This is a genomic window from Marisediminitalea aggregata (assembly GCF_900129565.1).
Classification (GTDB): Bacteria; Pseudomonadota; Gammaproteobacteria; order Enterobacterales; family Alteromonadaceae; genus Alteromonas; species Alteromonas aggregata.
In genome coordinates this window covers 95,118-120,214 of record NZ_FQWD01000002.1, presented here as the reverse complement: position 1 = coordinate 120,214, position 25,097 = coordinate 95,118, and the positions used below count along the sequence as shown (strand labels likewise).

The window sequence follows — 25,097 nt, the reverse complement described above, 5'->3', positions numbered from 1 at the left end:
TCATTATGAAAATCAGACGTTTTTTTGGTAAAGACATGCGCGAAGCGCTTAATCAGGTAAAGCATGAATTAGGTGCTGATGCCGTGATCATGTCAAATCGCAAGGTGGCCGATGGCATTGAATTGGTAGCAGCCTACGACAAAGAGCCTGCTGCTAAACTGGACATGCAAGCTGGCAAAGCACAGCAGGGCAAGCCAGGGCATCCGGGTGAAAAACCGTTACCAACCCTCAGTGAGATCATTGGTGATGACGGCCCGGACAGCCTACGAGAGTTACTGGAAAAACAAGCGGGCAAACAACATGCAGGCAGGCAGCAAGCGCAGTCTATTGCCAAAGCCATGCAAACCTCAGCGCCTGCGGCACCTGCTCAGCCAGCTCAGCAACAAACACAGTCAGCGGCTAAGCCTGCAATGGGGGGCTTTGACGATGAGTTTGATACGCCGTCTCAGCAGTCAGGTTCTGCTGCATCTCAGGGTAATCTGGAAGATATCCGCGCTGAATTGGCCTCGTTGCGCAATGTCTTGCAGTTCCAACTGTCGGATATGCAGCAACAGCATCAGTCACGCATGAAGCCACAGCAGCGTTTCTTGAATCAGCAGATGATTGATATGGGGATCTCCGCACCGCTGGCGCGACAGTTGGTTAGCTACGCGCCTGCACAGGCCAATGAGCGCGAGTCCTGGTTGTACTTACTCAAACTTCTGTCTAATCGATTAATGACCAACGATGATGATATCTTATCCCAGAAGGGCGTAGTTGCACTGGTTGGGCCAACTGGTACAGGTAAAACTACCACGATTGCCAAACTGGCTGCCAAATACGCACAAAAGTATGGCGCTGACCAGGTTGCATTGATTACCATCGATACTTACCGCATCGCGGCATACGAGCAATTGGCAACCTACGGTAAGATCATTGGTTGCCCGGTACGCAAAGCGCAGTCGGGTGAACAACTTGCTGATTTGCTGTTTCAGTTCCGCAGCAAGCGCCTGGTGTTGGTTGACACTGCGGGCTTCAGTCAGCGGGATAGCCGTTTAATCAGTCAGTTAGCTACGTTCCAGCAAGCTGGCGGTCAAACAATAAAAAATTATTTAGTTGTGCAGGGTAATACGCAACAGGCTACACTAAAACATATCATTGGTGCTTACAGCAGTATTGATATGCAAGGTTGTATCATCACTAAGTTAGATGAGTGCTATAGTTTAGGGGAGGTGATCAGCAGCGTCATCGAAGCGCAGCTTCCGGTGAGTTATGTGGCTGATGGACAGCAGGTGCCAGAGGATATTCATGTGGCAAATGCAAAATCTATAATCTCTTTAGCAGCAAAGCTTTATAAAAAGTATGGATTGAATCATACTAATGGGAATACAGCAGTAAATTCAGCACAGGCAGTATGATTGAAGACCAAGCGAGTAGCTTAAGAAAGATGAATCAATCTCGATTAATCAAAGTTATCGCCGTAACCGGCGGTAAAGGTGGCGTAGGGAAAACCAACATTACCCTGAATACCGCTATTGCAATGGCAAAGCAGGGCAAACGGGTAATGGTATTGGATGCCGACCTCGGCCTGGCTAACGTCGACGTGATGTTAGGGTTAAGGGTAGAGAAAAACCTGTCCCACGTATTGTCTGGCGAATGTACTTTAGACGAAGTGCTGGTAACCGGGCCTCATGGTATTAAAATTGCGCCGGCAACGTCAGGCACGCAGTCAATGACTGAGTTATCTCCCACGCAGCACGCGGGATTAATTCGCGCGTTTAGTGAATTGCGCTCTCAGGTTGACGTGTTGATTGTGGACACAGCGGCGGGTATCTCAGACATGGTACTGAGCTTTGCCCGGGCGTCACAGGATATCCTGGTGGTTGTGTGCGACGAGCCTACCTCGTTAACAGATGCCTACGCGTTGATCAAAATTCTCAACCGGGACTACGGCGTATTCCGCTTTAAAATTGTGGCCAATATGGTGCGCGATGTGCGGGAAGGGCAAGAATTATTCAGTAAATTGTCGAAAGTAACCGGGCGTTTTCTGGATGTTGCATTAGAATTAGTGGCGACCGTGCCGTTCGACGAGAATATCCGGCGTGCGGTTCGCAAGCAAAGTGCCATTGTTGATGCGTTCCCGGCATCACCGGCAGCAGTAGCAATCAGCCAGTTAGCGACCAAAGCTGCGGGATGGCCAATCCCGGCACAGCCAGGTGGCCATTTAGAGTTTTTCGTAGAACAACTGGTTGCAGGTAAGGTGGCAGGTAACTGAGTGTGAATAGCAGAGCAGCAGCGTATCAACAACAAATAGATAAAGCGCAGCTGGTTGAGCGACACGCTTCATTAGTTAAACGTATCGCCCATCATTTAATGGCGCGCTTGCCATCCAGTGTTATTGTTGATGATTTAATTCAGGCAGGCATGATTGGCCTGCTGGAAGCCGCCAAGAATTTTGACGGCAGCAAAGGCGCCAGTTTTGAAACCTTTGCAGGGATTCGCATTCGTGGAGCAATGCTCGACGAAATTAGAAAAGGCGACTGGACGCCGCGTTCAGTACACAAAAACGGCCGGGCGATTTCTGAGGCGATAGCTCAGGTAGAAAAAGAAACTGGCCGTGATGCCCGGGATGTGGACATTGCAGAAAAACTCAATGTCAGCCTGGCGGAATACCATCAGATGTTGTCTGAAGTAAACGCAGGCAAATTGGTCGGTATCGAAGATTTAGGTGTGTCGGAAGATGTTATTACCACGGAAGATTCGCGTGGCTCCGATGCGCCGTTAGATGATTTAATGCAAGGCGCATTTCAAAAAGCGCTGGCGCATGCTATTACTACATTACCGGAACGTGAAGCTATAGTGTTGTCTCTGTACTACGATGAAGAACTTAACCTGCGCGAGATAGGTGAAGTTCTCGAAGTCAGTGAGTCCAGAGTGAGCCAGATTCACAGTCAGGCGATGTTAAAATTAAAAGCTCGTATGAAGTCCTGGCGGACTGGTGAGTAACATCTATACGGATTCGTATAACTATACTAACAATATGACTATCCTCACTGGAGGCAATTTTGGATAAGAATATGAAAATTCTTGTTGTAGATGATTTTTCTACAATGAGACGAATTATCAAAAACTTACTCAAAGACCTGGGCTTTTCCAATATTCAGGAAGCCGACGATGGCAGCACGGCGCTGCCTATGTTACAGCAAGGCGATTTTGACTTCGTAGTCACTGATTGGAACATGCCCGGGATGCAGGGAATCGATTTGTTGCGCGCTATTCGCGCCGACGACAAATTGAAGCATTTACCTGTTTTAATGGTTACCGCAGAAGCGAAGAAAGAACAGATTGTTGCCGCCGCACAGGCCGGTGTTAACGGGTATGTCGTTAAGCCATTCACTGCAGCAACACTAAAAGAAAAACTAGAAAAGATCTTTGAACGCTTGGGTTAATCCAGTTAAGTGTTTAACCGCCTGAGGATAACTGGATGACAGAAAACAGAAAAGTTCCGATGACTCTGGAAGAAGCAAAGCAGTTGGTCGTATTTCTGGAGAACGGAGATGACGAATCAGCCAATGCATTGCTTGATGCCGTGGCAATGAAAGAGTCTGTCGAGTTATTTGCCGAAGTAGGCAAGCTTACCCGCCAATTACACAATGCGCTGAATAATTTCCAATTAGACGAGCGTATTGCTGGCCTCGCTAACGAAGACATCCCTGACGCACAAAGCCGATTGACTTACGTTATTGAAGAAACTGAAAAAGCGGCTAATACTACAATGGACGCTGTTGAAAACAGCATGCCAATTGTGGAAACCATGAAAGCGCAAATCGACGGTGTTTTGCCTGAATGGAAAAAGCTGATGAATCGTGAAATCGAGCTCGGAGAATTCAAATCGTTGTGCCTGGACCTGGATTCTTTTCTGGAAAATTCGTCCAAAAATGCAGATCGCCTCATGTCGTTACTCACTGAGGTGCTTATGGCACAGGGTTACCAGGACCTGACTGGTCAGGTTATTCGCCGGGTTATCGAGTTGGTCAAAGAAGTTGAAGATAGTCTGGTTCACATGCTGACAGTGTTTGGTGGTTCAGAAGTGACGAAAAACGTCAAAGCTTCCACTAAACAAGCCGATAACGATGAAATCAAAGCTGAAGGACCGATTATTGATGCAGAGACCCGTGATGACGTGGTGTCTGGTCAGGATGATGTTGACGACCTTTTGTCCAGCTTAGGGTTCTAGGGGAGCGGGTGCATGTCTTTTGATGTCGATGAAGATATTTTGCAGGATTTTCTGGTTGAAGCCGGAGAGATCCTCGAACAATTACAAGAGCAACTGGTAGATCTGGAAAATAACCCAGAAGACAAAGATCTGCTCAATGCCATATTCCGTGGTTATCACACGGTGAAAGGTGGCGCTGGTTTCTTGTCACTAACCGAGTTAGTTGAAATTTGTCACGGCGCTGAAAATGTCTTTGACGTCATGCGAAACGGACAGCGCTCGCTGACACCAGAATTAATGGACGTGATTCTGCAGGCAACGGATGTTGTCGTAGAGATGTTCGAAAAAGTAAAACTGCGTGAGCCGCTAGAGCCGGCAGACGCCAACCTGGTAGATATCCTCCACAAGCTGAGCCATCCCGAAACGGCCGACGAAAATATTTTTGACGGTGCCGCCTCTGAAGCGCCTGCTGCTGAGGAAGTTGTTGAGGAAACCTTCGAGCTGGAAGAAGAGCCCGAGGAAACCGAGAGTGCAACAAGCGACACGTCTGGTGTTATCGACGATATCACCGAAGACGAATTTGAAGCACTGTTAGACGAACTTCACGGTACGGGTGGCGCGCCGGGTAAGAACGAAACCAAAGAAACGCCAGCCGCAAAACCTGCGCCTGCAGCTAGTGCTGCACCTGCTGGTGACGATGATATAACCGACGACGAATTCGAAGCGCTGCTGGACGAACTTCACGGCAAAGGTAAGTTTAGCGGTGAAGCTGAAGCGCCTAGCGCGCCAGCGCCTGCTGCAGCACCAGCGGCTACGCCAGCTGGCGGTGATGATGAAATTACCGACGATGAGTTTGAAGCGTTACTTGATCAGTTACACGGACAGGGCAAAGGCCCGGGCGAGACAAAAGCCGCTGAAGCCGCAAAACCTGCACCTGCCGAAAAACCTCGGGTTAAGGTAGAAAACGAAGCGAAGCCGACGCCTGCGCCAAAAGCGCCTGAAAAGCCTGCTCCCGCAGCTAAGCCTGCTGCACCTGCAGCGCAGAGCAAGCCCGCTGCGGCACCCGCTACAGCTAAAAAAGACGAAAAGAAAGCCACACCTGCGCCACCACCAGCTGAAACGACCGTTCGGGTAGATACCCGACGTCTGGACCAGATCATGAATATGGTGGGCGAGTTGGTATTGGTGCGTAACCGCTTGTTAAGTCTGGGCATAAACATCAATGATGAATCAATGTCCAAAGCCATCGCCAACCTCGATGTGGTGACCGGTGACTTGCAGGGTGCGGTAATGCAGACCCGCATGCAGCCAATCAAAAAGGTATTTGGTCGTTTTCCTCGCGTTGTCAGGGATTTGGCGCGAAGCCTGAAAAAAGAAATTACCCTAGAGCTGGAAGGTGAAGAAACCGATCTGGATAAGAATCTGGTTGAAGCCCTGGCCGATCCATTGGTTCACCTGGTTCGAAACTCAGTTGACCACGGTATTGAAATGCCGGATGACCGGGCGGCAGCTGGGAAGCCCCGAATGGGTAAAGTTAAATTGTCGGCGTCTCAGGAAGGCGACCACATCCTGCTCGTCATTGAAGATGACGGTAAAGGGATGGACCCGGACAAACTCAAAGACATCGCGATTTCCCGCGGTGTGTTGGATGCCGATGCGGCAGCCCGTATGTCTGACGTCGAAGCGTTTAATTTGATTTTTGCACCAGGTTTTTCAACCAAGACCGAGATCAGTGATATTTCTGGTCGTGGGGTTGGTATGGACGTGGTGAAAACCAAAATTAACCAGCTCAACGGTACCGTTAATATCGACTCGCAACTGGGCCGGGGCACCCGCCTTGAAATCAAAGTGCCGCTCACCCTGGCTATCCTGCCTACATTAATGATTGTGGTAGGCAAACAAACCTTTGCACTGCCATTGGGTGCGGTGAACGAAATTATCAATATGGACATCAAGAAAACCAATACGGTTGATGGCCAGCTAACCATGATTGTGCGTTCAAAAGCTATCCCGTTATTCTTCCTTGGAGAATGGTTGATACGCGGACCCAAAAACATTGACCGTCACAAAGGGCATGTTGTTGTGGTACAAATTGGTACTCAGCAAGTCGGGTTTGTGGTTGACGCACTGATAGGACAGGAAGAAGTAGTTATCAAGCCGTTGGATGCGCTGTTACAGGGCACGCCGGGTATGGCGGGAGCAACGATAACCTCCGATGGTGGTATTGCCTTGATTCTGGATATCCCAAGTCTGCTGAAACGCTACGCACGAAAAGCATTAAAATAATAATAGAGGATTCTTGTTAAATGGCCTTCAAAGTCCTGGTGGTCGACGATTCGAGCTTTTATCGCCGCCGGGTTAAAGATATTCTGAATGAAGACCGTTCACTGGATGTGGTTGGCGAAGCAAAAAATGGGCGCGAAGCGATTGAATTAATCAAAAAGCTGCGCCCTGACGTTGTCACCATGGACGTAGAAATGCCTGTCATGGACGGTATCTCTGCAGTGCGACGGATTATGGATGAATGTCCTGTTCCCGTAATCATGTTTTCTTCTCTCACGCATCAGGGAGCCAAAGCGACATTGGACGCGCTGGACGCGGGTGCTGTCGACTTTTTGCCCAAGCGATTTGAAGAAATAGCCAAAGACCGCAGCGATGCGGCAACTATTCTGAGAACGAAAGTCAGGCTTCTCGCAAGACGGACACCACTGTCTACACAGCGCAGACCGCTGACGACACCCTCGAGTATTACCTCACGTCGCCCAGCACCTTCTGCACCGACCAGAACGTTACCCACTAATGCGCCTAAAGCGTCTTTTTTAAGAAGCTCTTCGCTGTTAGCTGGTCGGAGTGAACAGGTAGAACCACAGGTCGTCTCGCAGGTACGCCGCAGCGGAAAGCGCTATCGTTGTCTTGCTATAGGCGCTTCGACAGGCGGTCCGGTGGCATTACAAAAAGTACTTAGCGTATTGCCTGAAGGCTTTGCGTATCCGATTTTTCTGGTACAGCACATGCCAGGCACGTTCACGAAAGCGTTTGCCGAGCGGCTGAATCAGCACTGTAATATCCGCATCAAAGAAGCAGAACACGGTGATGTTGTGCAGAATGGCTGGGCGTATCTTGCCCCCGGCGGCAAGCAGATGACAGTGGATAAGTCGTCAGGACAGCCTAAAATTGTAATAACTGAATCTGACGCGTCGGATATTGGTTATAAGCCCAGTGTCGACACTACCTTCAACAGTCTGTCAAAAATCTACGGCGGTGATACGCTAGCCATTATTTTAACCGGAATGGGCGCTGATGGACGTGAGGGATGCAGAACATTGAAAGGCCTGGGGGCTAAAGTATGGGCGCAAGACCAGGCAAGCAGTGTGGTTTATGGCATGCCACAAGCGGTTACCGTCGATAAACTGGCGGAAGTGAATATTAATATAGATGATATAGGTAGCTGCATTATCACCGAGATGTAACCGGTGAGCCAATATTAGCGCTGTTGGGAGAGTAGCGGTGAAAATCTGGACCATTGCCAATCAAAAAGGCGGGGTAGGGAAAACAACCACAACGGTCACACTGGGTGGGCTGCTGGCAAAGCAGGGCCACAATGTGTTGCTAGTTGATATGGACCCGCACGCTTCATTGAGCTACTACTTCGGCATTGATTCTGAAGAGCTATCACATTCAATTTACGATATTTTTGCTAATCCTTCCGGATTAAGCGACGATAAAGTCCTAGACTGTTTGTGTTCAAGTAAGCTGGACAGCTTATTTATTTTGCCGTCGACAATGGCATTGGCCACCTTAGATCGCTCAATGGGCAATCAGATGGGCATGGGCCTGGTACTAAAAAAGGCCTTGAAGCAAATCGAATCACAGTTTGATTATGTGCTGATTGACTGTCCGCCAGTGCTTGGCGTGTTAATGGTGAATGCGTTAGCAGCCTGCGAAAAAGTGGTTGTGCCGGTGCAAACTGAATTCCTTGCACTCAAAGGCCTGGACAGAATGATGCATACCATGGCGATTATGGGCAAAATGCTAGGACGTGAATTTGACACCATTATTGTGCCTACCATGTTTGACCGGAGAATAAACGCGGCCATCGCAGCCCACAAACAGTTATTGTTAGATTACAAAGAGCAAACCTGGATGGGCATGATTCCGGTAGACACCCGGTTCCGTGATGCCAGCCAGATGCAGGCCCCCGCTTCGATTGTTTATCCGAAAGCTCGTGGGGTGTTTGCGTATCAGAAATTATTGAATACATTGGACAGTGACGACTAGTAATGAGTAAAAACACGCCGTTCGCCAAAGAGGAGGTAATGGAAGAGTACCTCAGCAGTTTACTGCGGGATGTCGAGGATCCTGCGGAGGCGACTGCGCGTACGGCAAAATTACTCGAGCAAGCTACCGTTGAAGTGCCTGATGTTACGCCTGTCGTACCGCTGCCTGTTGTAGAAAAACCAGTTGTAGAGAAGCCCCGGGAACGGGTCGTCGCCAAGGTGTCATCGCCCGACGAGCAGGTGATAAAAGACGTAGAAGAGCAGGTTGCGGTCGTTGCACAACAGCAAAATGCTGCGCCGCCAAATGCGCCTGCACTACCACTTGAAAAAAGACTTGATGATAAGTTTCAGGCGTTGTTCTTTGAAGTGGCGGGGTTAACCCTGGCAGTGCCTTTGATAACGTTGGGCGGTATTCACCAGCTTACCAAGCTCGGTCCGCTTTTCGGTAAACCCAAATGGTTTATGGGGATCATGCTGCATCGGGAAGAAAAATTGAGTGTTGTTGATACTGCACAATGGGTTATGCCCGAAAAATACGATCAAAATCTGGCAGATCAGCTAAACTATCAATATCTTATTATGTTAGGCGATAGTTCGTGGGGACTCGCCAGTGAAAAACTAGTCAATACTGTATCGTTGACAAAAGCTGATGTGAAGTGGCGTGAAGCGTCCAGCAAACGGCCTTGGTTGGCGGGTATGGTGAAAGATAAAATGTGTGCATTGCTTGACGTTGATGAACTAATTGCAATGCTAGATAATGGCTTGGGCAGTAAAGACCAGGTGCCATAGTCAATTGGAGCCAAGTACATGAGTGATGATAGAAATAATAACGCTGCAAATGTAGACGATCAGGTGTTGCAATGGGTCACCTATCGTTTGGGTGATGAAACCTATGGCATTAATGTAATGCAGGTTCAGGAAGTGCTGCGTTACACCGAAATTGCGCCTGTGCCTGGTGCACCGGACTATGTTCTGGGGATTATCAACTTACGGGGCAATGTTGTTACCGTTATTGATACCCGTGCCCGGTTCGGTTTGCCGCCAGAAGACGTCACTGACAATACCCGTATCGTTATCATTGAATCTGACGAGCAAGTCGTTGGTATTCTGGTAGACAGTGTTGCTGAGGTCGTTTACCTGCGCTCTTCAGAAATCGACAGTGCGCCTAACGTAGGTACCGAGGAAAGTGCGAAGTTCATTCAGGGCGTAAGCAACCGCGATGGTGAACTGCTTATTCTGGTAGATCTGAACAAGTTATTAAGCGATGAAGAGTGGGACGAACTGAGCAGCCTGTAACGGCCTGACGAACACATGGAAGTATCAAAACCACTTCTTATTGCCGTATTCGCTTGCCTCCTGGCGACAGGAGGCTTTTTAGTTAATTGGCTGAATACGCGCAAACAAATCCGCTTACTCAAGCTGGAGCTCGACGATCATAAAAAGCTGATAGCGCAATTGACCCGATCGCAGCAAAATTTTTACAATACGATTGAAGAAGGGCAGGCCCGCAGTATGGCGGTGGCGCGCTCAGTAACGTCATTGGAAAATGATATAGCAGCACTGGCAAAGCAAATTAAAACGGTTAGTGAACAGGATCCCGATAGCCGCCTCTATCAGCGTGCTGCTGAGATGCTGCAAGCAGGCGCCAGTATGGATGAAGTCATGCATAGCTGCGACCTACCTGCCGCTGAAGTCCAGTTGCTAATGAATATTCACAAACCCGCGTAGCCCGAGGCGACTTAACTTTAAAACAGGTCGCACAATCAGCTATTCAATCCGCACATTGTGTACGTGCTCGTGTAGAAAAGCGTCTCCGGACAAAGCACTCACTGCAAGATTAGACAACTGCACGCCATTTACTGGTAATTCTGCCTGACCTGATATCTGACTGATGAAAGCGGCATTATTCACAGTAATATCGGCTATTTGTATATTCTCAATGGCTGTCAGGCGTCGCTCATAGGTTGGAACCAGGGTTCGCCACTGATAAAGCACATCTGTGTCAATGGCCAGTACACCACCGCCAATAGTATCGGCGTTTACGCGTTCAACAATGATATTTCGCACGAAGCCTCCGCGACGTTCATTGGTTTTGATAAACACGATGTTGCCCGTTCCGCGGTATTTGTGTTCATCAGAGGTGAACGCTTCCCCGCCGTCAAAGTGGCAATCATGTACCCATATATTTTCTATGCCGCCGGACAGCTCACTGCCAATGGCGAGTAATTGGTGTGCGCGTTTAATTCGACAATGGCGCATAACAATATTCCGGCACGGGGTATGTAAGCGCCAGGCATCCTGGTTGCGCCCGGCTTTTACCGCTATGGCATCATCGCCCTGATCAAATGTGCAATGCTCTATAAGCATATTTTGCGTCATTTCGGGGTCGACACCGTCATTGTTGTGGCCATGGGCTGATACGCTTACATGGCGTAATACAACATCTCTGCACATATAGGGGTGCAATACCCAAAACGGACTGTCCTGAATATGTATCCCTTCGACTAACACATGCTGGCAACGGTTAAACTGAATAAAGTGAGGGCGAAGGTTTGCACCTTCATAAGCCATTTGCCGTTCTTCAACGGCGATATCCTTCGACGCCATGTGATAAAGGCTGGCAATGGCGTCCATATGGGCTTTGGGGCGCGCGTACCAGTCTTGCCAAATATCTAACTTAGCCCGAAGTGTTCCTGTACCGCTAATGGCTACATTGCTGCATTCATAAGCATAAATAAGTGGCGAATAGTTATAGCACTCCATGCCTTCCCAACTGGTTTTCACTTCAGGCAGGTAATCGTTGGGGTTTTCAGAAAACAACAGAGTGGCACCGGCTGTCAGGTGCAGGTTTACATTGCTACGCAAGTGTATGGGCCCGCATAGCCATTCACCAGGTGGAATTATGACGGTGCCCGCACCCGCACGATTGGCTGCAGCTATCGCGCTGCGTAGTGCACTATCGTTTGCGGATTTGTCCTGCGCGACTGCACCGAAATCGCGGATATCAAACTTTATAGCCTGACTAAAATCGGGAACAGTGATTCCCGGCATTGCAAAAGGCGCGTTCACCTTGATGGTTTCTGTTGCTGGCAGTGAAGTCTGCCCGGGTAATTGCTTCATTGTTGAACATCCTGATAAAGCAGCACAGGCAAGGCTGCCCTGAATAAACTGCCTGCGAGACAACGCCAGTTTGTATAGTTGGTCAGGCATTTTTAATCGTCCTTATCACTCTTATTTTCGTTTAGCTACTCTCGTTAGCTACTTTCAAACTGAACGTTGTTGTTTAGTGTGGGTAAAGCAACAGGCTAAGGTCTGAGGATTATCATTACAGAGCAGTGTGGGTGTTGTCTGCGTTGCGTTACTCATAATGTGTTTTTCTTTCCGAATGCGAAACGCTAGGAGTCACGTCATGGTAAATGCCCGTATAAACATTTAGACGTCTAGACGTAAAGATGTTGACATTGCCTGCGCTTTAGCGACAATAGCACAACGAGATTTATGCCCGGAGTGACTATGCCTATCAGGATCCCAGAAAATTTGCCTGCACAAAATGTGTTGTTGGGTGAGAATATTTTCACCATGGATAGCCAGCGTGCTGCGAGTCAGGATATCCGCCCTATGGAGGTGGCTATTCTTAATCTGATGCCAAATAAGATTGAGACCGAAGTGCAACTGTTGAGACTGTTGTCCAATACGCCATTGCAGATCAATGTCGATTTAATTCGCATTAATGATCTCGCGCCAAAGCACACTCCACAATCGCATATGGATGCGTTTTATCATGACTTCAACGATGTGGCAGATAAACGCTATGATGGCCTGATTGTAACCGGCGCGCCTTTGGCGCTGCTCGATTACGAAGACGTCAACTATTGGGACACCATGAAAACCATTCTGGAGTGGGCAAATCGCAACGTGCAGTCAACATTGTATCTGTGTTGGGCGGCGCATGCGGCCATGTATCATTTTTATGGTATCCAGCGAAAACTCCGGGATGTAAAGCTGTCCGGGGTATACCATCATCAGGTAAAAGACCCGCATAACGAGTTGTTGCGAGGGTTTGACCCGGAGTTCTACGCGCCACATTCGCGTTACGGCTATATCAATACCGATGAATACGAGAGCATTGAGGGCGTTAAAGTGATTGCCGAATCTGAAGAGGCCGGGGCTTATGTGGTGGCATCTGATGACAAGCGCATGGTGTTTATTACCGGGCACCCAGAATACGATCCTGAAACACTGGCAGACGAATATCAACGTGATGTTCAGGCTGGTCTGAATCCCAATATTCCATGTAATTACTTCCCCGGGGATGACCCGACACAGTCTCCTCTAGTAAGATGGCGCTCTCACGGCAGCCTTCTTTTCACTAACTGGATAAACTACTATGTTTACCAGACAACGCCGTACGATTTGAATCAGCTGGTAGAAAAGAACCAGCATAAGAGGTAACACGTGACCAGGTTAACAGACGAGCAATTTTATGCCCTGGCGGCTCAGCGCATTCTCATTTTGGATGGCGCAATGGGCACCATGATCCAGCGGCACAAACTGGAAGAGGAAGATTACCGGGGCAAGGAATTCGCCGACTGGCATTGCGATATCAAGGGCAATAACGATCTGTTGTCCATTACTCAGCCAAATATCATTTACGACATCCATTGTCAGTACCTGGCTGCGGGTGCAGATATTATCGAGACAAACTCCTTCAATGCGACCACCATTGCCATGGCTGACTATGACATGGAAGCGCAATCGAGGGATATCAATGTGGCTGCCGCTAAGCTGGCGCGCAAAGCCGCAGACGAATTCACGGCGAAAACACCGGATAAACCGCGCTTTGTCGCCGGAGTACTGGGCCCGACAAACCGCACGGCGTCCATATCGCCAGATGTGAATGATCCGGGAAAGCGCAACGTGACCTTTGACCAACTCGTAGAGGCTTATACTGAGTCCTGTGAAGCTTTAATTGAAGGCGGTTCCGATATCATTCTTATTGAAACCATCTTTGATACGTTAAACGCCAAAGCTGCCGCATTTGCGGTGGAAACCGTCTTTGAGGCGCAAGGGTTCAGATTGCCGGTTATGATTTCCGGGACAGTTACCGATGCATCAGGTCGCACGCTGTCTGGCCAAACCGCCGAAGCGTTTTATTATTCACTGCGTCACATTAAGCCCGTTTCTTTCGGTCTAAACTGTGCACTGGGGCCGGATTTGTTACGTCAGTATGTAGACGAAATTGCTTCTGTATCAGAATGCCTGGTGTCTGCTCACCCCAATGCCGGTTTACCAAACGAATTTGGTGAATACGACATGGAAGGGCCTGAAATGGCTGAACATATTAAAGAGTGGGCCGGTTCAGGTTTGGTCAACATCGTCGGCGGCTGTTGTGGCAGCACTCCCGAGCATATCCAGGATTTGGTCAACGCCGTTGCCGGTGTTGCACCTCGCGCCGTTCCTGCATTTGAACCCAAAATGCGGTTGTCTGGCTTAGAACCCTTCGTGCATTAAGGTATTGACGTGTCTGCAGAATTTTCAAGTTTTATTAATATCGGTGAACGCACTAACGTGACGGGTTCAGCCGTGTTTAAACGCCTTATCTTAAATGGCGATTACGAAACCGCATTAGACGTAGCCCGCCAGCAGGTTGAAAACGGTGCCCAAATCATCGATATCAACATGGACGAAGCCATGTTGGATTCGGTGAACGCGATGACGACCTTTTTGAACCTGATCGCGTCAGAGCCCGACATTAGCCGTGTGCCTATCATGATTGACTCCTCTAAGTGGGAAGTCATCGAGGCCGGCCTTAAGTGTGTGCAGGGCAAAGCGATTGTGAACTCAATTAGCTTAAAAGAAGGTGAAGCACCGTTCTTGCATCAGGCGCGCCTTATCAAGCGCTACGGTGCCGCTACTGTGGTAATGGCATTTGACGAAACCGGACAGGCCGATACGCAGGCGCGTAAGGTTGAGATTTGTCAGCGCAGTTACAAATTACTGGTGGAAGAAGTTGGCTTCCCGCCGGAAGATATCATTTTTGACCCCAATATTTTCGCCGTCGCGACGGGGATCGAAGAGCACAACAACTACGCCGTCGACTTCATTGAAGCAACCAGAGTCATTCGTCAGACCTGTCCTTATGCACACGTATCGGGTGGTTTGTCGAACATTTCATTCTCGTTCCGGGGCAATAACCCGGTTCGTGAAGCGATGCACTCAGTTTTCCTGTATCACGCCATTCGCGCGGGCCTGGATATGGCGATTGTGAATGCCGGGCAGTTGGAAGTGTACGACGAGATCCCGCAAGAACTGCGCGATGCCGTTGAAGACGTGATTTTAAATCGTCATGAAGACGCAACCGACAAGTTGCTTGAGCTGGCTCCTAAGTATCAGGGCGACGGTAAAACTGTTGTTAAGGAAGATTTGGCCTGGCGCGAGTTGCCGGTGAATAAGCGTTTGGAACACGCGCTGGTAAAAGGCATTACGGATTATATTGAAGACGACACGGAGGCAGCACGACAGGCTGCAGAAAAGCCGCTGAACGTAATCGAAGGCCCGCTGATGGACGGCATGAACGTAGTGGGCGACTTGTTTGGCGAAGGAAAAATGTTCCTGCCGCAGGTTGTGAAATCCGCGCGTGTCATGAAAAAGGCCGTTGCCTACCTACAGCCTTATATTGAAGCAGAAAAATCAGAAGGTCAGAAGAGCAACGGCAAAATCCTGCTCGCGACCGTGAAAGGCGATGTTCATGACATTGGTAAAAACATTGTGGGTGTGGTTCTGCAGTGTAATAACTTTGAAGTTATCGACATGGGCGTGATGGTGCCGTGTGCCAGTATCCTGCAAAAAGCCAAAGAAGAAGACGTCGACATGATTGGGCTGTCCGGGCTCATTACCCCGTCTCTTGATGAAATGGTGCACGTGGCGAAGGAAATGGAGCGGTTGGAGTTCGACTTGCCTCTGCTTATTGGCGGCGCGACCACCTCTAAAGCGCATACTGCTGTAAAAATTGAACAGCACTACCATGCGCCCGTGGTGTATGTACCCAACGCAAGTCGTGCAGTGGGTGTGTGTCAGAAGCTGCTGAATGCACAATCCCGCGCTGAGTTTGCTGAGCAGCTCAGCAAAGAATACGACATTGTGCGTGATCAGCATGCGCGTAAGCAACCGCGCAGTAAGCCGGTAAGCTTGCAGCAAGCGCGCGACAATGCGCATGTACCAGACTTCAGCACTGCGCCGGTCACACCCAATAAATTAGGCGTAACGCCCGTAACGGTGCCGCTTGAAACTCTGCGCAATTACATTGACTGGACGCCGTTTTTCCTGACCTGGTCACTGGCCGGCAAGTATCCGCGCATCCTGACCGATGACGTTGTTGGCGAGCAGGCTCAAAGCTTGTTTGACGATGCCAATGCCATGCTGGACACCGTGATTGCCAATCAAAGCCTGCAGGCTAAAGGTGTCATCGGACTGTTTCCTGCCAATCGCCAGGATGACGATGTGGTGATTTATGCCGATGAAAGTCGTCAGGAAACCCTGGGCGTGGCGCACCATTTACGTCAACAAACCGACAAGCCAAAGGGCGCGAACTACTGCTTAAGTGATTTTGTGGCACCAGTAGGCTCTGGCATTAATGACTATGTCGGCGCGTTTGCAGTGACAGGCGGCATTGGCGAAGATGAGCTGGCAGCGTCTTATGAAGAAAAAGGCGATGACTACAATGCCATTATGGTAAAAGCGGTTGCAGACCGACTCGCAGAAGCCTTTGCTGAATATCTGCACGAACAGGTTCGTAAGCAATACTGGGGCTATGCTCCGGACGAATCGCTGAGCAATGACGACCTGATCCGCGAGAAGTATCAAGGCATTCGACCGGCACCTGGTTATGCGGCATGTCCTGAGCATACTGAAAAGCAATTGATCTGGGACTTGTTGAACGCGGAAGAACACACCGGCATGAAGCTCACCGAAAGCTATGCAATGTGGCCTGGCGCGTCAGTGTCGGGCTGGTACTTTGCGCATCCGGAAGCCCGTTATTTTGCGGTAGCGAAAATCCAACAGGATCAGGTTGAAGATTATGCTACGCGCAAAGGGTGGGATATCGAAACTGCTCAGCGCTGGTTGGGTCCCAATCTGAATGACTAAGCCTTTTAGCCAGGCCTGCGAAAACAACAAACAGCCGATACTGGCTGAGTTGTCGCAGGCATTTGCTAACAGCAAAACGGTGCTGGAGATAGGCAGTGGTACCGGGCAACATGCGGTGCATTTTGCGCGTAACCTGCCTCATCTCAGCTGGCACACCAGCGATGTTGAAGACAATCACGCTGGCATTCAGGCCTGGATACATGAAGCCGGGTTAGTGAATCTGTTTGACCCCATCACGTTGAAAATTGGTGAACATCCGTTCCCTGCTATCCCCTTCGACGCCGTATATTCTGCCAATACTGCTCACATTATGTTTGCTGATGAAGTGGCGTTAATGATGCGTAGCATTGCCCAACAATTGCCTGCACAGGGGATATTTTGTCAATATGGTCCTTTCACGCTGAATGGCCAGTTTTCATCACTGAGTAACGAGCAGTTCCACGACAGTTTGCTAAGCCGCGGATATGGCGGCTACAAAGACATTAACAGCCTGAAGGTCTGGGCGGGAGAGGGGTTACAACTCACCGAGATTCGTCCAATGCCGGCCAATAATTTGTTGCTTATCTGGCAAAAAAAAGCCACCGATTAACGGTGGCTTGATTTACGTTTTAGCAAATTATTACCAGATACGTACACGCTCTTCTGGCGCCAGGTAAAGTGCATCACCTGGCTGCACGTCAAAAGCTTTGTACCAAGCGTCGTGGTTACGCGGTGCTAACGCACGGAATTGACCCGGAGCGTGAGTACCTGCACGCAACTGACTCAGCATGCTTTGTTCTGTGCGCTTTTCTTTCCATACCTGAGCCCAGGCCAGGAAGAAACGCTGGTCGCCAGTCAGGCCATCAATGACAGGCGCTTCTTTGCCATTCAGGCTTAGTTGATAGGCGTGATATGCCATTGCCAGACCACCTACATCACCAATGTTTTCACCCAGGCTGTTGCGGCCATTTACGAAGTTACCTTCGATAGGCTCGTATGCGCTGTACTGCGCAGCAAGGGCATCGGCTTTAGCTTCAAACGCGGCGCGGTCTTCATCGGTCCACCAGTTTTGCTGAATACCGTTCGCATCTGACTTAGAACCCTGGTCGTCAAAGCCGTGACCCATTTCGTGGCCAATTACCGCACCAATGGCACCGTAGTTTACCGCTGGATCCGCATTTGGATCGAAGAACGGAGGCTGAAGAATCGCAGCAGGGAACACAATTTCATTGAATGAACTGTTGTAATAGGCGTTCACTCGCTGTGGTGTCATACCCCATCTCTCACGATTTGTGGGTTTTAATTCTTCTTCCAGTTCCTGCGCTCTGAAGAACTTACGCAGATTGTGTTCATTTGTCAGCAAATCATCGGCTGTGATCGACAAGCCTTCATAAGAAATCCACTCATCGGGGTAGCCAATTTTAGGACGGAATGCAGCCAGCTTGGCCTTGGCGTTGACTTTGGTTTCTTCGCCCATCCAATCCAGGCCGTCAATGCGTTCGCCAAGTGCAGCGCGAAGATTTTCAACCAGTTCGGCCATTTGCGTTTTTGAACTTTCCGGGAAGAAGCGATTGACATAGCTCTTACCAATAGCGAAGCCGAGGGACTCAGTCCCTGACATTGCGCCTATTGCACGTTTCCAACGTGGACGAGGCTCTTGCTGTCCGTACAATGTTTTCCCGAAGAAATCAAAATTCGCCATGTAAATATCGTCTGACAACATAGACGCGTTGTTAGATATCGCATGGTAAGTCAGGTAGGTTTTCCAATCTGTCAGCGATGTGTCATTTACAATTTCAATGACCGCGTTAACCGGCTCGGGTTGTGAAATGTTAAGTTCCGGCGCTTTGTAGCCCTGCGCATTTAACCAAGCGTTCCAGTTGAAGTTAGGGTAAGCATCGCTCAGTTCTTCACGCGCGATCTGGTTCAGGGTCAGGTCGCGGTTTCTACGCTTTTCTCTTGGCCATTGAATCTCTGCAATGCGGGTTTCCAGTGCAAGAATTGTCTGCGCTTTCTGCTCTGTGTCGGTCTCACCCGCAAAACTCAGCATAGTTTCAATGTGCTTGAGGTAGGCACTGCGGATATCTACGAATCGTTCTGCATCACTCAGGTAATAGTCACGATCTGGCAGGCCAAGACCACCTACACCAACAGACACCTGATATTCATTCGGGTCCAGTCGGTTATAGCCTAAACCACCCCAAAGTGGCGAGTTAGTGCCGTGTAGCCAACTCTTACCAAAGAAGGTTGTTAGTGCGTCAACCGAGTTGATGTTGTTGATTTCCTCAATGGTTGGCTTCAATGGTGCAATGCCTTTTGCATTGATGGTGTCTGTATCCATGTAGGCCGTGTAGAAGTCGTGCACTAACTGTTCGTCAGGTGTTAAATCATCCGATGCCATAATGTCATCAATAATTTGTTTGACCTGTTCTTCGCTGCGATCCGCTAGCTGAGAGAATGCACCATAGCGGGTTTTATCTGCAGGCAGTTCATAGTTTTTGTACCAGGTACCGCTGGCATACATAAAGAAATCATCGCCAGGTTTAACGCTCATATCACGGGCAGTTAAATCGACGCCAAAAGACCCAATCTGAGCGCTGGCTTGCGCTTCGGTCTGAGTTTGTTGTGTGGTTTGGTTCTCAGGTTTGCTACAAGCCGTTAGGGCTAGTGTAGCTGCAACAGATGCTGCAATTAACGTGTACTTCATTTTGATACTCTGTGTTAGATGTCGTCAGAAGACGGTTTATTGTTGATGTTAATGTATTTTGTTATAAAAGTGTTGTTGAAAGGTAATACATCCTGCGCCTGATTGAAATACTGTTCAATAACTGGCGATTCCTGCTGTAAAAAGTTGTCTACAGCCTGATGAAAATCTGGGTGCCGCATGGCGTGTTGGGAATAACAAAATATGGGTTCGAATCCGCGCAGAATTTTGTGTTCTCCCTGAGTCCCCGGGTTAAAGACAGGCAATTGCTTCTCAATGGCGAAATCAATTCCCCGAAAATAACAGCACTCAAAGTGCAATGAATCAATATCCTGCAAGCAGCCCCAGTAGCGACCGTATAAGCCGGTTTTATCATAGAGGAACAACGCGGAAGCAATGGGTTGCTCATCCAGGCTGGCCATTACCAAACACACGTTATCTGCCATGATTTCCTGCAATCCATAGAAAAACGCCGGTGTCAGATACCCAGTGTGCCCACTGCGTTTTAGATAGGTATCTTGGTAGCAATCAATAAAAGTGGTCATGTGCGCAGTGGTGAGCTGCTCCCCGGTTAACGTTTGAATGACGAGCCCGTTACCCGCGAGGCGTTGACGTGTTTTTCTGATATCCCGGCGCTTGCGCGATGTTAACACCGCAAGGAAATCGTCAAAGCTTGAATAATTGCGGTTGACCCATTGGAACTGCACACTTCTGCGAGTGGGGAGAGCCAGCTGTTCAAACGCAGCGCAATTGTGATCGTGAAATAACCAGTGAAAAGACGAAATACCTGACTGGTTGGCCCAGGCTTCCTGAGCTTGTTTTAAGGTGCTGAGGCAATCGTTAAGCTGTATGCCAGGCCGCAATAGCAGGCGAGGCCCTGTAACCGGAGTGAACGGTATCGCTGCAATCCACTTTGGGTAATATGCAAACCCATGCTGGTGATAAGCATTGGCCCAGCTGTGATCAAAAACGTATTCACCATAGCTGTCGGTTTTAATGTAACCCGGCACCAGTGCGACCAGCACATCGTCCTTGTAGATAACCCAATGGGCAGGTTGCCAACCGGTATCCTGACCTACGCAGCCAGTGTCCTCCAGCAGTGCAAGCCAGTTATACTGCACGAAGGGGCCGCCCGTTGCTGCATGAACAGCCAGTGAGTCCCATTGGTCCTGAGCGATTTCTGAAATGGCATCAAGGCATCGCACGCGGTACCCTTGGATATTTACTTCGTACGCCATTTCGTTAGTATGCCCCGGTAATGAAAAAAGTTGATTTAAACATGACAGATAGCGACCGCAAAATCATTATGGATTCGATTACACGCATGTTGTCACGACGAGAACATGCGTATGCTGAGCTCATACGAAAATTACAGCAAAAAGGCTTTCAGACAAACGCGTTTGTGCCGGTGTTAGAAGAATATCGCGAAGCCGGTATCCAAAGCGATGCCCGTTTTGCCGAAATGAAGGTGCGCGCAGGCGCCGCGAAAGGACAGGGCCCGGGTCGGGTAAAAATGGACTGTCAGCAGTGGCAGGTCGATGAACACTTAGTAGAACAAGCCATTCAGGAAAACGAAATCGACTGGTTTGAACTTGCTTTGCAAGTACGGGCAAAAAAATACGGCATTGAACGCATCTCAGACCGAGAGCTACGCTACAAACAAATGCGTTTTTTACAGTATCGTGGATTTTATCAGGACCACATTGAATACGCGCTTTCAGTAACAGAAGAATAAATACTGTGGTTTAATCGAAACAATCAATCTGCCTGATAGTAATTATTTCTGCCCTCTGACCACGCCATTGCTTAACAAAGCGCCATCATCCATGATATTGTTGCGACCCTCAAGAACATGCGGTTTTTGTGCAGCCAGACCAATTAATCAGCGACAATAAAACCGCATACAGGCTTTATAAACAACAAAGGATTTCAGGTTCTCAATGACTCTATCAACTGCCGATATTCGCCGTAAATTCATCGAGTATTTTAGTCGTAATGGCCACCAGGCCGTTGCCAGTTCTTCTCTGGTACCGGCAGATGATCCTACCTTGTTGTTCACCAACGCCGGTATGAACCAGTTTAAAGACGTGTTTCTTGGCTCTGAGAAACGAAGCTACACCCGCGCAGTCTCGTCACAGCGCTGTGTTCGTGCAGGGGGTAAACACAACGATCTGGAAAACGTTGGTTATACCGCGCGTCACCATACCTTTTTCGAAATGCTGGGTAACTTCAGCTTTGGCGATTACTTCAAACAAGAAGCCATTCAGTTTGCCTGGTCGTTTCTGACTGAAGAATTAAAACTACCCAAAGACAAGCTGCTGGTGACCGTGTACGCCGAAGACGATGAAGCCTTCGATATCTGGGAAAACCAGATTGGCGTGCCGAAAGAAAAAATTATTCGCATCGCGACATCAGACAACTTCTGGTCGATGGGCGACACGGGTCCTTGCGGCCCTTGTTCTGAAATATTCTACGATCACGGCGAACATATCTGGGGTGGTCCTCCGGGCACATCAGAAGAAGACGGTGACCGTTTTATTGAAATCTGGAACCTGGTATTCATGCAGTTCAATCGTCAGGCAGATGGCACTATGGAGCCGTTACCTAAGCCGTCGATTGACACCGGTATGGGCCTGGAACGTATTTCTGCGATCATGCAGCACGTACACAGTAACTACGAGATAGACCTGTTTGATAACCTGATCAAAGCCGCTGCGACGATTGTCGGTACCGAAGATCTGTCGAACAAGTCATTGCGCGTTATTGCCGACCACATTCGCTCTTGTGCCTTCCTGGTTTGCGATGGTGTTATGCCTAGCAATGAAGGTCGTGGTTATGTATTGCGACGTATTATTCGTCGTGCTGTGCGCCACGGCTATCAGTTAGGTGCCAGCGATATCTTCTTCTACAAGCTGGTTGAAGCGCTGATCAAAGAGATGGGTGAAGCATACCCTGAACTGAAAGATCAGAAGCCGGTTATTGAAAAAGTACTTCGAGTTGAAGAAGAGCAGTTCAGTAAGACACTGTCTCGCGGGATGAACATCCTTAACGAAGCCCTTGAAGCACTGGAAGGTACGGTGATTCCGGGTGAATTGGTCTTTAAGCTGTATGACACCTATGGCTTCCCAACCGATTTAACGGCTGACGTTGCCCGTGAGCACGATTACACCATCGACGAAGACGGTTTCCAGGCTGCGATGCAAGCTCAGCGCAAACGCGCGCAGGAAGCCAGTCAGTTTGGTGCAGATTACAACGATACGCTCAGAGTGGAGCAGGAGACTGCGTTTACTGGTTATGACAAAGGTGAACAAGAGTCTAATGTCGTTGAGTTAATTTGTGGCAACGACTTCTGTGAACAGCTGACTGATGGACAAGAAGGTGTCGTGGTGTTAGACAGCACCCCATTCTACGCTGAGTCTGGTGGTCAGGTGGGTGACACGGGTGTCCTCAAAGTGGCCAACGGCGAATTCCTGGTAACAGATACCCAAAAACTGGGTAATGCTTTTGCTCACAAAGGCATTGTAAAAGGTGTTATTCAGAAAGGCGATAAAGCCGCTGCAAAAATTGATGATACAAAACGCACATCGATTCGTAAGAATCACAGTGCAACTCACTTATTACACGCAGCACTGCGTGAAGTGCTGGGCGATCACGTTACTCAGAAAGGCTCATTGGTGAACGCCGAACGTTTGCGTTTCGACTTTTCGCATTTTGAGAGTGTAACGGCGGAGCAATTGCAAACCATTGAGCAGCGTGTGAATGAAGAAATTCAGGCTAACCATGCATTGACGACACAGTTAATGGATTTGGATGAAGCCAAAGCGTCTGGTGCAATGGCATTGTTCGGCGAGAAGTACGATGAAAAAGTACGCGTTGTGTCCATGGGACCCTTCTCGACGGAACTGTGTGGTGGAACGCATGTCAAACAAACCGGTGATATTGGTTTGTTTAAGATTATCTCTGAAGGGGGGATTGCGTCGGGTGTTCGCCGTATTGAAGCGGTTTCCGGTATGGGGGCACTGGCGTTTGTACAACAACAACAAGCGGTGCTGCAACAAGCTGCAAGTTTGTTGAAAACTGACGCACTGGGCGTTGCCGAGAAAGTGGCGCAAACCCAAACACAGCAGAAAGAACTGGAAAAAACAGTGACTGCCCTGAAGCAGAAGCTGGCCAGCCAGCAGGGTGCAGACGTATTGTCTAACATTGTTGAAATTAATGGCGTTAAAGCGCTTATTGCTGAGCTTGAGGGTGTTGAAGCCAAGTCGTTGCGCGGTATGGTCGACGACCTGAAAAACCGTATTGGCGAAGGGGTGATTGTGCTGGGCGTTCCCGCTGATGGAAAAGTCAGTTTAATCGCCGGCGTGACCAAAGGCCTGACCAATAAAGTGAAAGCGGGTGAACTGATTAATTTCATCGCTGCTCAGGTTGGCGGTAAAGGCGGTGGTCGTCCGGATATGGCACAGGCCGGCGGCAGTCAGCCAGAAAATTTATCAGAAGCGTTACAGTCAGTTAACGCATGGCTAAAAGATAAGCTATAATGCAAGTATCGATGGAGAAACCCTGTCGTGACACCAGGGTTTCAGCATCCATCACCGCGTCTGTACGGACGGAGACGTCAGATTGGCCAGGAAGGCGCCGTATTAAAGGAACAGGAGCAAAAGAATGCTTATTTTAACTCGTCGTGTGGGTGAAACACTGATGGTTGGTGACGATGTCACAGTAACCGTCTTAGGTGTAAAAGGTAATCAGGTACGAATCGGTGTGAATGCGCCTAAAGAAGTATCAGTGCATCGCGAAGAAATATATATGAGAATTCAGGCTGAAAAAGGGTCGCAACCCTCAGACGCAGAATAATCATACTAAGGTCGGTTTATCCGGCCTTTTTTGTACGCGAGAGAAAAATCTCAACGGTTTGTGGGAAATGGGACTAAAAACGGGATTTGCGCTATATTTAACCAGGAACAGGGTTTGTTTTGTCTGCTTTTTAGGCAAAAAAACCGGATTGCACAAAATCCCGGCATACGGTTTGTTTTTCCTTAAAAAAGCATTGACTTCTACCCGTTAGTCATTAGAATGCAGCCCCACATGACGGAGAGGTGGGTGAGTGGCTGAAACCAGTTCCCTGCTAAGGAACCATACGTATTACACGTATCGAGGGTTCGAATCCCTCCCTCTCCGCCATTAATTTTAGTGATATTGCGCGTGTGTAGCTCAGCTGGATAGAGTACCTGGCTACGAACCAGGCGGTCGGAGGTTCGAATCCTTCCACACGCGCCACTCACTAAAATGCACCACGCGTGTGTAGCTCAGCTGGATAGAGTACCTGGCTACGAACCAGGCGGTCGGAGGTTCGAATCCTTCCACACGCGCCACATTACGAAAGCCCGTTCAATGCGAACGGGCTTTTTTGTTTTTGGCCTGCGTCAGAACGGGCTGAGTATATTACTTCGCAAATGACCTGATTACATTGCTACACACTTTCTAGTATTTAACTCACGCCATTCTCAGTTTGCCACGCAGCGCCTTGGTTTGCGCTACAGGCCTAAACGTAAATATCAATTTCATAACTCACACCCTTTTCCCCGTTTAAACTAATAAGACGTTGGGCATGATGCCGTGTCATAACAAACTTGTCTGCGAGACAATTTAAGCGCCGCATACTGACCTGGATCAGTACCGTTATTATTAACCTGGCTACACTCTGATATATCAACTCCGACACATTCACTAACAATTGCTATGTTAAAAATTTTTGACATCAAACTGAGCTGAGTAAATACTAACCATGTTAAAAATA

Annotated in this window: 21 protein-coding genes and 3 tRNA genes; 21 read left to right on the top strand and 3 right to left on the bottom strand. The window is 48.9% G+C overall.

Annotated elements, in window-relative coordinates; all coding sequences use genetic code 11:
- Positions 1 to 5: 5 nt before the first annotated feature.
- From flhF to BUB81_RS04555, 11 genes are read left to right on the top strand one after another with little or no spacing between them, the layout of a single operon-like run.
- Positions 6 to 1,397 (top strand): flagellar biosynthesis GTPase FlhF, encoded by a 1,392-nt coding sequence (gene flhF, locus BUB81_RS04605; protein ID WP_073319049.1) that lies wholly within the window; start codon positions 6 to 8, stop codon positions 1,395 to 1,397.
- Complete coding sequence (locus tag BUB81_RS04600) at positions 1,394 to 2,254, top strand: MinD/ParA family protein (protein WP_073319046.1); 861 nt, start codon at positions 1,394 to 1,396, stop codon at positions 2,252 to 2,254. Before flhF ends, BUB81_RS04600 begins: the two co-directional genes overlap by 4 nt.
- A 2-nt stretch (positions 2,255 to 2,256) precedes the next feature.
- Positions 2,257 to 2,985 (top strand): RNA polymerase sigma factor FliA, encoded by a 729-nt coding sequence (locus BUB81_RS04595; protein ID WP_073319044.1) that lies wholly within the window; start codon positions 2,257 to 2,259, stop codon positions 2,983 to 2,985.
- Positions 2,986 to 3,044: 59 nt separating this feature from the next.
- Positions 3,045 to 3,428 (top strand): chemotaxis response regulator CheY, encoded by a 384-nt coding sequence (gene cheY, locus BUB81_RS04590; protein ID WP_070175545.1) that lies wholly within the window; start codon positions 3,045 to 3,047, stop codon positions 3,426 to 3,428.
- A 35-nt stretch (positions 3,429 to 3,463) separates the two neighbouring features.
- A complete protein-coding gene (locus BUB81_RS04585; protein ID WP_073319041.1) occupies positions 3,464 to 4,216 on the top strand; it encodes a protein phosphatase CheZ in 753 nt (250 codons plus the stop codon).
- 12 nt (positions 4,217 to 4,228) lie between these two features.
- Positions 4,229 to 6,481 (top strand): chemotaxis protein CheA, encoded by a 2,253-nt coding sequence (locus tag BUB81_RS04580; protein ID WP_073319038.1) that lies wholly within the window; start codon positions 4,229 to 4,231, stop codon positions 6,479 to 6,481.
- A 20-nt stretch (positions 6,482 to 6,501) separates the two neighbouring features.
- Positions 6,502 to 7,665: a protein-glutamate methylesterase/protein-glutamine glutaminase gene (locus BUB81_RS04575; RefSeq protein WP_073319035.1), complete on the top strand. Its 1,164-nt coding sequence runs from the start codon at positions 6,502 to 6,504 to the stop codon at positions 7,663 to 7,665.
- Positions 7,666 to 7,702: 37 nt separating this feature from the next.
- Positions 7,703 to 8,473 (top strand): ParA family protein, encoded by a 771-nt coding sequence (locus BUB81_RS04570; protein WP_073319032.1) that lies wholly within the window; start codon positions 7,703 to 7,705, stop codon positions 8,471 to 8,473.
- A 2-nt stretch (positions 8,474 to 8,475) separates the two neighbouring features.
- Positions 8,476 to 9,261 (top strand): chemotaxis protein CheW, encoded by a 786-nt coding sequence (locus tag BUB81_RS04565; RefSeq protein ID WP_073319029.1) that lies wholly within the window; start codon positions 8,476 to 8,478, stop codon positions 9,259 to 9,261.
- A gap of 18 nt (positions 9,262 to 9,279) precedes the next feature.
- Positions 9,280 to 9,768 (top strand): chemotaxis protein CheW, encoded by a 489-nt coding sequence (locus BUB81_RS04560; protein ID WP_073319026.1) that lies wholly within the window; start codon positions 9,280 to 9,282, stop codon positions 9,766 to 9,768.
- A gap of 15 nt (positions 9,769 to 9,783) precedes the next feature.
- Positions 9,784 to 10,200 (top strand): DUF2802 domain-containing protein, encoded by a 417-nt coding sequence (locus BUB81_RS04555; RefSeq protein WP_073319023.1) that lies wholly within the window; start codon positions 9,784 to 9,786, stop codon positions 10,198 to 10,200.
- Between the two features lie 39 nt (positions 10,201 to 10,239).
- On the opposite strand, the gene BUB81_RS04550 is transcribed toward BUB81_RS04555, so the two are convergent.
- Complete coding sequence (locus tag BUB81_RS04550; RefSeq protein ID WP_073319020.1) at positions 10,240 to 11,682, bottom strand: glycoside hydrolase family 28 protein; 1,443 nt, start codon at positions 11,680 to 11,682, stop codon at positions 10,240 to 10,242.
- A 303-nt stretch (positions 11,683 to 11,985) separates the two neighbouring features.
- Here BUB81_RS04550 and metA point away from each other — a divergent pair, with 303 nt between their 5' ends.
- Genes metA through BUB81_RS04530 form a run of 4 tightly spaced genes read left to right on the top strand, consistent with a single transcriptional unit; the run spans position 11,986 to position 17,206 of the window.
- Positions 11,986 to 12,924 carry a homoserine O-acetyltransferase MetA gene (gene metA, locus BUB81_RS04545; RefSeq protein ID WP_073319017.1) on the top strand — a complete coding sequence of 313 codons (939 nt, stop codon included), beginning with the start codon at positions 11,986 to 11,988 and terminating at the stop codon, positions 12,922 to 12,924.
- 3 nt (positions 12,925 to 12,927) lie between these two features.
- A complete protein-coding gene (locus BUB81_RS04540) occupies positions 12,928 to 13,983 on the top strand; it encodes a homocysteine S-methyltransferase family protein (RefSeq protein WP_073319014.1) in 1,056 nt (351 codons plus the stop codon).
- 9 nt (positions 13,984 to 13,992) lie between these two features.
- Complete coding sequence (metH, locus tag BUB81_RS04535) at positions 13,993 to 16,617, top strand: methionine synthase (protein WP_073319011.1); 2,625 nt, start codon at positions 13,993 to 13,995, stop codon at positions 16,615 to 16,617.
- A complete protein-coding gene (locus BUB81_RS04530; protein WP_073319008.1) occupies positions 16,610 to 17,206 on the top strand; it encodes a DUF938 domain-containing protein in 597 nt (198 codons plus the stop codon). Before metH ends, BUB81_RS04530 begins: the two co-directional genes overlap by 8 nt.
- A 30-nt stretch (positions 17,207 to 17,236) precedes the next feature.
- Here the strand turns inward: BUB81_RS04530 and BUB81_RS04525 are convergent, their stop codons facing one another.
- Positions 17,237 to 19,303, bottom strand: a complete 2,067-nt coding sequence (locus BUB81_RS04525) for a M13 family metallopeptidase (RefSeq protein ID WP_073319005.1) — start codon at positions 19,301 to 19,303, stop codon at positions 17,237 to 17,239.
- 14 nt (positions 19,304 to 19,317) lie between these two features.
- Positions 19,318 to 20,538: a GNAT family N-acetyltransferase gene (locus BUB81_RS04520; RefSeq protein WP_073319002.1), complete on the bottom strand. Its 1,221-nt coding sequence runs from the start codon at positions 20,536 to 20,538 to the stop codon at positions 19,318 to 19,320.
- A 20-nt stretch (positions 20,539 to 20,558) separates the two neighbouring features.
- Here BUB81_RS04520 and BUB81_RS04515 point away from each other — a divergent pair, with 20 nt between their 5' ends.
- The 6 genes from BUB81_RS04515 (at position 20,559) to BUB81_RS04490 (ending at position 24,672) form a co-directional block, all read left to right on the top strand.
- Positions 20,559 to 21,035: a regulatory protein RecX gene (locus tag BUB81_RS04515; protein WP_245819120.1), complete on the top strand. Its 477-nt coding sequence runs from the start codon at positions 20,559 to 20,561 to the stop codon at positions 21,033 to 21,035.
- Positions 21,036 to 21,240: 205 nt separating this feature from the next.
- On the top strand, positions 21,241 to 23,838 hold the full coding sequence (gene alaS, locus BUB81_RS04510) for an alanine--tRNA ligase (protein WP_073318999.1): 2,598 nt from the start codon (positions 21,241 to 21,243) through the stop codon (positions 23,836 to 23,838).
- 124 nt (positions 23,839 to 23,962) lie between these two features.
- Complete coding sequence (csrA, locus tag BUB81_RS04505) at positions 23,963 to 24,154, top strand: carbon storage regulator CsrA (protein ID WP_073318995.1); 192 nt, start codon at positions 23,963 to 23,965, stop codon at positions 24,152 to 24,154.
- Between the two features lie 236 nt (positions 24,155 to 24,390).
- Positions 24,391 to 24,481, top strand: a tRNA-Ser gene (locus BUB81_RS04500).
- A gap of 19 nt (positions 24,482 to 24,500) precedes the next feature.
- Positions 24,501 to 24,577 (top strand) — tRNA-Arg (locus tag BUB81_RS04495).
- A gap of 18 nt (positions 24,578 to 24,595) precedes the next feature.
- Positions 24,596 to 24,672: transfer RNA gene (locus BUB81_RS04490), tRNA-Arg, on the top strand.
- Positions 24,673 to 25,097: the final 425 nt, after the last annotated feature.

Excerpts from the sequence above, each read along its gene's own strand:
- BUB81_RS04530 (WP_073319008.1), top strand. The coding sequence starts at position 16,610 with ATGACTAAGCCTTTTAGCCAGGCCTGCGAAAACAACAAACAGCCGATA.
- metA (WP_073319017.1), top strand. The coding sequence starts at position 11,986 with ATGCCTATCAGGATCCCAGAAAATTTGCCTGCACAAAATGTGTTGTTG.
- csrA (WP_073318995.1), top strand. The coding sequence starts at position 23,963 with ATGCTTATTTTAACTCGTCGTGTGGGTGAAACACTGATGGTTGGTGAC.
- BUB81_RS04520 (WP_073319002.1), bottom strand. The coding sequence starts at position 20,538 with ATGGCGTACGAAGTAAATATCCAAGGGTACCGCGTGCGATGCCTTGAT.
- BUB81_RS04560 (WP_073319026.1), top strand. The coding sequence starts at position 9,280 with ATGAGTGATGATAGAAATAATAACGCTGCAAATGTAGACGATCAGGTG.
- BUB81_RS04565 (WP_073319029.1), top strand. The coding sequence starts at position 8,476 with ATGAGTAAAAACACGCCGTTCGCCAAAGAGGAGGTAATGGAAGAGTAC.
- BUB81_RS04575 (WP_073319035.1), top strand. The coding sequence starts at position 6,502 with ATGGCCTTCAAAGTCCTGGTGGTCGACGATTCGAGCTTTTATCGCCGC.
- alaS (WP_073318999.1), top strand. The coding sequence starts at position 21,241 with ATGACTCTATCAACTGCCGATATTCGCCGTAAATTCATCGAGTATTTT.
- BUB81_RS04550 (WP_073319020.1), bottom strand. The coding sequence starts at position 11,682 with ATGCCTGACCAACTATACAAACTGGCGTTGTCTCGCAGGCAGTTTATT.
- BUB81_RS04555 (WP_073319023.1), top strand. The coding sequence starts at position 9,784 with ATGGAAGTATCAAAACCACTTCTTATTGCCGTATTCGCTTGCCTCCTG.
- BUB81_RS04580 (WP_073319038.1), top strand. The coding sequence starts at position 4,229 with ATGTCTTTTGATGTCGATGAAGATATTTTGCAGGATTTTCTGGTTGAA.
- BUB81_RS04525 (WP_073319005.1), bottom strand. The coding sequence starts at position 19,303 with ATGAAGTACACGTTAATTGCAGCATCTGTTGCAGCTACACTAGCCCTA.
- BUB81_RS04600 (WP_073319046.1), top strand. The coding sequence starts at position 1,394 with ATGATTGAAGACCAAGCGAGTAGCTTAAGAAAGATGAATCAATCTCGA.
- flhF (WP_073319049.1), top strand. The coding sequence starts at position 6 with ATGAAAATCAGACGTTTTTTTGGTAAAGACATGCGCGAAGCGCTTAAT.
- BUB81_RS04515 (WP_245819120.1), top strand. The coding sequence starts at position 20,559 with ATGAAAAAAGTTGATTTAAACATGACAGATAGCGACCGCAAAATCATT.
- BUB81_RS04585 (WP_073319041.1), top strand. The coding sequence starts at position 3,464 with ATGACAGAAAACAGAAAAGTTCCGATGACTCTGGAAGAAGCAAAGCAG.